Annotated in this window: 6 protein-coding genes; 1 reads left to right on the forward strand and 5 read right to left on the reverse strand. The window is 60.4% G+C overall.

Going from position 1 to position 5708, the window contains the following annotated elements; all coding sequences use genetic code 11:
• A partial coding sequence (locus VAE48_RS09880) for a hypothetical protein (RefSeq protein WP_322793159.1) occupies positions 1-196 on the forward strand: 196 nt, incomplete at its 5' end.
• Between the two features lie 129 nt (positions 197-325).
• Here the strand turns inward: VAE48_RS09880 and VAE48_RS09885 are convergent.
• The 5 genes from VAE48_RS09885 to aroC all read right to left on the reverse strand — a co-directional run.
• A complete protein-coding gene (locus VAE48_RS09885) occupies positions 326-2005 on the reverse strand; it encodes a glycosyltransferase (protein WP_322793160.1) in 1680 nt (559 codons plus the stop codon).
• Positions 2006-2021: 16 nt separating this feature from the next.
• A complete protein-coding gene (locus tag VAE48_RS09890) occupies positions 2022-2720 on the reverse strand; it encodes a VTT domain-containing protein (protein WP_322793161.1) in 699 nt (232 codons plus the stop codon).
• 179 nt (positions 2721-2899) lie between these two features.
• Positions 2900-3337 carry a type II 3-dehydroquinate dehydratase gene (gene aroQ, locus VAE48_RS09895; protein WP_322793162.1) on the reverse strand — a complete coding sequence of 146 codons (438 nt, stop codon included), beginning with the start codon at positions 3335-3337 and terminating at the stop codon, positions 2900-2902.
• Entirely contained in the window at positions 3334-4905 is a 1572-nt protein-coding gene (gene aroB / locus VAE48_RS09900; protein ID WP_322793163.1) for a 3-dehydroquinate synthase, read from the reverse strand. The genes aroQ and aroB overlap by 4 nt, the downstream gene beginning before the upstream one ends.
• Positions 4902-5708 (reverse strand): chorismate synthase (gene aroC / locus VAE48_RS09905; RefSeq protein WP_322793164.1); only part of this gene is annotated, 807 nt, incomplete at its 5' end. The genes aroC and aroB, both read right to left, overlap by 4 nt.

Consider the following 5708-nt stretch of genomic DNA (forward strand, 5'->3'; position numbering starts at 1 on the left):
ACAGAGTGGGAGACTCCCGTCAGCACTGGTGAGTGTCACTTCGTTCGGAGTGACATTAATTCTTGTTTGTGTCGCTGCGCTCGGAGGGACACTGCTTGACAAGGTGAATAAAAAGATCGATCGCCAGGACGCAAAGGTTTCTTTTTCACCTCTCTGCGCCTTTGGGTTGAACAGCGTCGCATCCGCAAGCGGCTAAGGCGATAACAATAGTCTGTCCTTTTGGGCGAGTACTGTGTTCGATCAAAAGGATAATTCCCCATTCGTTGTTTGAATGGCTTATCCCAAACGAACGTTTTTAAACAGCCCTTTTCGCCTTCTATCCCGCTCACGGGGCAATGGGGATCACCTGTATTTCAATGGACTGCCACTTTTCGCGCATCTCCTGATACCACTGGTTGATCTCTTTTTCTTCGATTTCAAAAATGTCCACCGTTTCCGGCGGGATACCCAGTTCTTCCAGCCAGCGGCGGATACGCTCCCGGGGGTTGAAGGTGTCTTGCATCTCACTTGAAGGCGCACCGGCTTGCTCCGGCGTGTTTGACTTTTCCGGCTGCAGGAGGACAAACTTTACCGCTTCGCCCTTTTCCAGCAGCGCCTGAATCAGGCCGCCGTTTGCGTAGAGGCTGTTTTCGTCTTTAATGGTCAGGATGATCAAACGGCGCAGGCTTTCCAGGGTGATGGGCGGTAAGGTTTCCACACCCCCCTGAGCCGAAGCCGTTAGCGGCGCAGAAGCATACAACAGCGAGAACAGCACAAACAAAATCCCTGCCTGCATCATCAGCGGACGGAATGCCGGACGGCGCTGTGCTGACCGGCCAGCGCGTTGAGCCGCGCTTTGCGGGTGGGTGTAGCGGTACAGCTGTTCATAGCGTTGCAGGGTGTTTTCCAGGCGGTGCTGTCCGGCGCGCCGCCGGCTGATCTGTCCCATTTCCGCCCAGCGGGCGCGGTTTTCCAGCAGCCAGCGTATCCCTTCGGCAGCCGATTGCGGATTTTGGGGCTGGAAAAGATAACCATTTTGCAGGTGGCTGACCAGTTCCGGTAAGGCCGAAGCATTGGCTGCCAGCACCGGTTTACCGCACGCCATGGCCTCCAGCGTGGCAATACTGAACGATTCGGCATCGCCGGGCATCAGGAATAGATCGGCAACCGAAATTAAAGCGGGCAGGTTCTCGTGGGGAACGTTTCCCAGCAGATGAACGCGCTGTTCCACCCCGCACTTTCGAATCAAGCGCTTGATCTGCGGCAGGCAGGCTCCATTTCCGGCAATCGCCAGATGAAACTGCTCGTCTTGCAGGGCTGCCAGCCCTTCAATCAATACATCTACCCGTTTTTCCGCGTCCACCCGCCCCACATACAGCCCAATCACCCGGTCGGCTGGCAGGCCGAAGTTCTCCAGAATTTTGCGGCGGTCAATGGCGGATGGGGGAGTAAATTCATTCAAGCGGATGCCGCAGGAAACTGGGCGGGCCGGCTGGCGGACGCCATGCGCTGCCAGCATTTGGGCTGAGCTGCGCGATGGAACGCTGACGGCATCCGCCCGGTTGAGATGATGCGCCACGAACCGCCAGCCAATGGCTTCCACAGCGCGTTTGAAAGGCAGAGGCAGGCGGGCAAAGTACGGTGCGCTGATTTCCGGGCCGGGGTGATGGGTGGCAATCGCCGGGATGCCGCGCCGCCTGGCCTCACCTACAGCGCTCTGGCAAAAGGGAGAGGGGTCTTGAACGTGCACCACATCCGGACAAATCTGATCGAATAAACGCTGCAAAAGCCGCCGGTAACCCACAGCCAGCCGCAAGTCTTTGTGAATGAAGCTCAATCGAACAGCCGGCAGACCAATGATCTTCAGATTCCCGTCGGCTGTTTGAGTAAAGCGAAAACCCGTGCCGGGGCGCACGACCCAAACCTGATGCCCGCGTGCGGCCAGCCCCTGCGCCAGATTGGCGGTGAAAATGGCCTGCCCGTTCAACTCCGGCAGATAGGTGGTCGTACACAACATAACCCGCATATTCTTCTTTCTCCTGCTACTCGACTTTTTCGAGCATGGCACTCACATCTTTGCGGCTGAGCAGATGACGCACGTAAAATGATGCCGCCAGCAAAAACAGGAGGGTAGCCGCAAAGGCCGCATACCGCAGCCCTTGCTGGACGCGTAACAAACTGGAGGCCATGGTATAACCGATGGCTACCATGACCAGACTGGTCAGCAAATTGGTCACAAAAATGATGGGAAACCATTTGCGCAGCGGGACGCGTGCCAGGCCGGTGGCGATCAGCACCGGCACAATTAAGCCGTTGGTGAGTTTGGCGAAGATCAGCAGTTTGACGGCCTGGCGGTGAATGACCTGCCGGAACAGGTCGAGTTTTTCGGCATTTACACCAAACCAGCCGCGCCGGCGCAGCAGCCAGTCAATTTTACCGATATAACCCAATCCATACCACAGCGTATCGGCAATCAAATTCCCCAGCGTTGCGGCAATGAACACCGGCAGCGGATTGAGAAAACCGGCCGAAGAAGCCCCGGCTGCCAGCAGAATCGACACCGGGCCTTCTACCATCACCAGCAGCGTGATGACTGCGTACAGCCACAGGTGCGCCGAACTGGCGCTGCCGCTGCTCAAGGCTGCCCAAAAATTCTGCCCAAAACCGAGTAATTGCTCAACCATAATAATCGTTCGTCCGAAATCAATCTGCACCAAATCATCATTTTGATTAAACCACATCCAGCCATTCTGACAAGGGGCGGAATTTTGGGGTAATCCTATTTTTAGCCGTCAACACCTGCCAGACTGCAGAAGGTTGGAATTAACCCAATGGCGCAAAGACGCAGAGAAGGCAAAAAGGAATCGTTAGCGTCTTGGCGTCAAATCTCTTTTTTCACCCTTATCCCGCTTGAGGATTTTCATTCTGCCAGCAGGTTTGCCAGCGCCAGCAGCCCCAGCCAGTACGAACGCCAGCCAAAACCGGCAATCGTCCCGCGGCAGACCGGCGCGAGCAGCGAAACATGCCGAAAATCCTCGCGCGCTGCCGGGTTGGAAAGATGCACCTCGATGACCGGAATGGAAACGGCCGCTACCGCATCGCGCAGCGCTACCGAGGTGTGCGTATAGCCGGCGGGATTAAAAACCACCCCCTCGACCGTCCGCCGGGCGGTGTGCAGCGCGTCAATCAGTTCTCCCTCATGGTTGGACTGAAAGCAGGATACCTCCAGATTCCACTCGCGGCCGGCCTCGATCAACCGCCGGTTGATCTCATCCAGCGTCAGGCTGCCGTACACCTGCGGCTCACGTTCTCCCAACAGGTTGAGATTTGGCCCGTGCAGCACCAGTACTTTTTTCATCCAATCACCTCCCGCAGCGCTTCTTCGGCAGGGACGATGACGCCGTGCAGCACCTGCCCGGCACGGTGCGGCAGGCTGAAGCGCAATTGTCCGTCCCGCCGTTTTTTGTCCACCGTCAGACCGGCGCGGATTTGCTCGGCGCTCAGGCCGGCGGGGGGATCAACGGGCAGCCCCCACCTGCTGAGAATGGCAGCCAGCCGCCCGCTCAACCCTCTTTCGGCAATTCCCAGCCGTTCGGCGAGGCGCGTTTCGGCCACCATGCCGATGGCTACGGCTTCGCCGTGGCGCAGGCGGTAACCGCTGGATTTTTCCAGCGCGTGGCCGAGGGTATGCCCAAAATTCAGCACCTCGCGCAGACCCTGCTCGTAGGGGTCGGCTTCGATGACGCGCACCTTGACGGCCGCAGCGCGCCGCACCAGCCATTCCCAGCCGCCGCTCCACGCTTGCGCGCCGTCCGCGCAGGCATCCAGCAAAGCCGGGTCGCCGATCACAGCATGTTTGATGACCTCCGCCATGCCGCTGCGCACTTCGCCGATGGGTAAAGTGGAAAGAACCAGCGGGTCGGCCAGCACCAGCCGCGGCGGGTGAAACGCCCCCACCAGGTTTTTTCCCTGCGGCAGGTCAACACCGGTCTTGCCGCCGATGGAGGCATCCACCATTGCCAGCAGGGTGGTCGGCAGGTTGACCCAGTCAACCCCGCGCAAAAAAGCCGCGGCGGCAAAGCCGCTCATATCCCCAACCACACCGCCGCCCAGTGCCACCACCAGACTGCCGCGCTCCAGCCCGCCTTCCACGAATTGCGCCCATAAATCGGCCGTCGTTTGCAGGGTCTTGTGGGCTTCACCCGCCGGCACAACGCAGCGCCGCACCCGCCAGCCGGCAGCGGTGAGCGGCTTTTCCACCTTCTCGGCGTACAATCGGGCGGTGTTGCTGTCACAAACCAGCGCAGCGGTTCGGCTGCGCCCAATTTCATTCAAATGATCGGCTGCCAATTCCAGAATGCCGTTGTGTACCATCATCCGGTAAGGCCTCTCCATTCCGCGAATGGGAAAAATACCCAGCGCGCAGAGGGCTTCCCCGCCGGTTTCATCCAGAGTGCGTCCATCGGTTGGCAGGCGGGTTTCAAACGAGGCGTAATGCTCGCGGCGCGCTTCCAGCAAGGCTGAAAGGCGTGCCTGCCAGCCATCCTCGCCTTTGAGCAGGGGGCGGGTCTGGCTGGCCTCACCCAGCCGTTCGAGCAGGGTTTGCAGGCCGGCCGTCAGGCAGAGCACCGTGCCGCAGCGTTCTGCCAGCTGGCGGTTGTCCCCGTCCAGCAAGGCGCCCCCGCCCAGCGCAGCCACCCCCGGCGGCAGAGTCAACAATTCTTTCAGCGCAGATTTTTCACGCTGCCGAAAACCGCTTTCGCCCTCTTCCTGAAAAATTTGCGGGATGGTGCGCCCGTTGACCTGTTGAATACGTTCATCCAGATCGTAAAAAGGCAGTTCCAGCCGGGCGGCCAGCCACCTGCCCAGTGTGGTCTTGCCCACGCCCGGCGGGCCGTAGAGAAGAATCCAACCCGGCCGGTTCATTCGGTTTCCTCCCCGCGCCAGAAAACGGGATCATCCTGACGCAGGTGCACATCACTCAGGCGCGCCCGCGGCAGTGCGGCGAAGCGCGGCAGCATCTCCGCCAGCGAATCGCCGCCCAGTTTTTCCAGCAGCGCATCGGCCAGCACGTAGGCCAGCATGGCTTCCACAATGACCACCGCGCGCGGCACCGGGCAAAAGTCGGAGCGCTCGTAGCGCGTTTCCACCGCCACGCCCTCGGCCAGGTCCACCGAACGCTGCGGGTTCAGGGTGGTGGCAATCGGCTTCATCGCCGCGCGGATGAGAATCGGCTGACCGGTGGTGATGCCGCCCTCCAAACCGCCGCTGTTGATCCCCGCTCGTTGCAGATCGCCGCCTGCCAGCAGGATGGGGTCATGCACGAGCGTGCCGGGGCGGGTGGTGTTCTCAAAGGCCGGCCCGATTTCCACCCCCTTGATGGCCGGGATGCTCATCACCGCTGCGGCAAGGCGCGCGTCCAGCCGCCGTTCCCAGTGGACGTAAGAACCCAGTCCGGGCGGGACGCCCAGCGCCACCGCCTCAATCACCCCGCCGAGGGTGTCTTTTTGCTGCATAATCTCACGAATGCGCGCCTGCATCGCCTGCGCGGCTGGTTCATCCGGGCAGGCTACTTCACTGGTCAGCGCGTGCCGAATGCGCTCTTCCAGCGGCAGGTCCTGCAAATCGGCGCGGATTTCGCCAATCGAAGCCACATAACCGCCGATGCGGATGCCGAACTGCGCCAGCAGGTGGCGGCAAACCGCTCCCGCGGCGCGGGTCGCCGCGGG

This window comes from Bellilinea sp. (genome assembly GCF_034432615.1).
Classification (GTDB): Bacteria; Chloroflexota; Anaerolineae; order Anaerolineales; family Anaerolineaceae; genus Bellilinea.

Excerpts from the sequence above, each read along its gene's own strand:
- VAE48_RS09885 (WP_322793160.1), bottom strand. The coding sequence starts at position 2,005 with ATGCGGGTTATGTTGTGTACGACCACCTATCTGCCGGAGTTGAACGGG.
- VAE48_RS09890 (WP_322793161.1), bottom strand. The coding sequence starts at position 2,720 with ATGTGGTTTAATCAAAATGATGATTTGGTGCAGATTGATTTCGGACGA.
- aroQ (WP_322793162.1), bottom strand. The coding sequence starts at position 3,337 with ATGAAAAAAGTACTGGTGCTGCACGGGCCAAATCTCAACCTGTTGGGA.
- aroB (WP_322793163.1), bottom strand. The coding sequence starts at position 4,905 with ATGAACCGGCCGGGTTGGATTCTTCTCTACGGCCCGCCGGGCGTGGGC.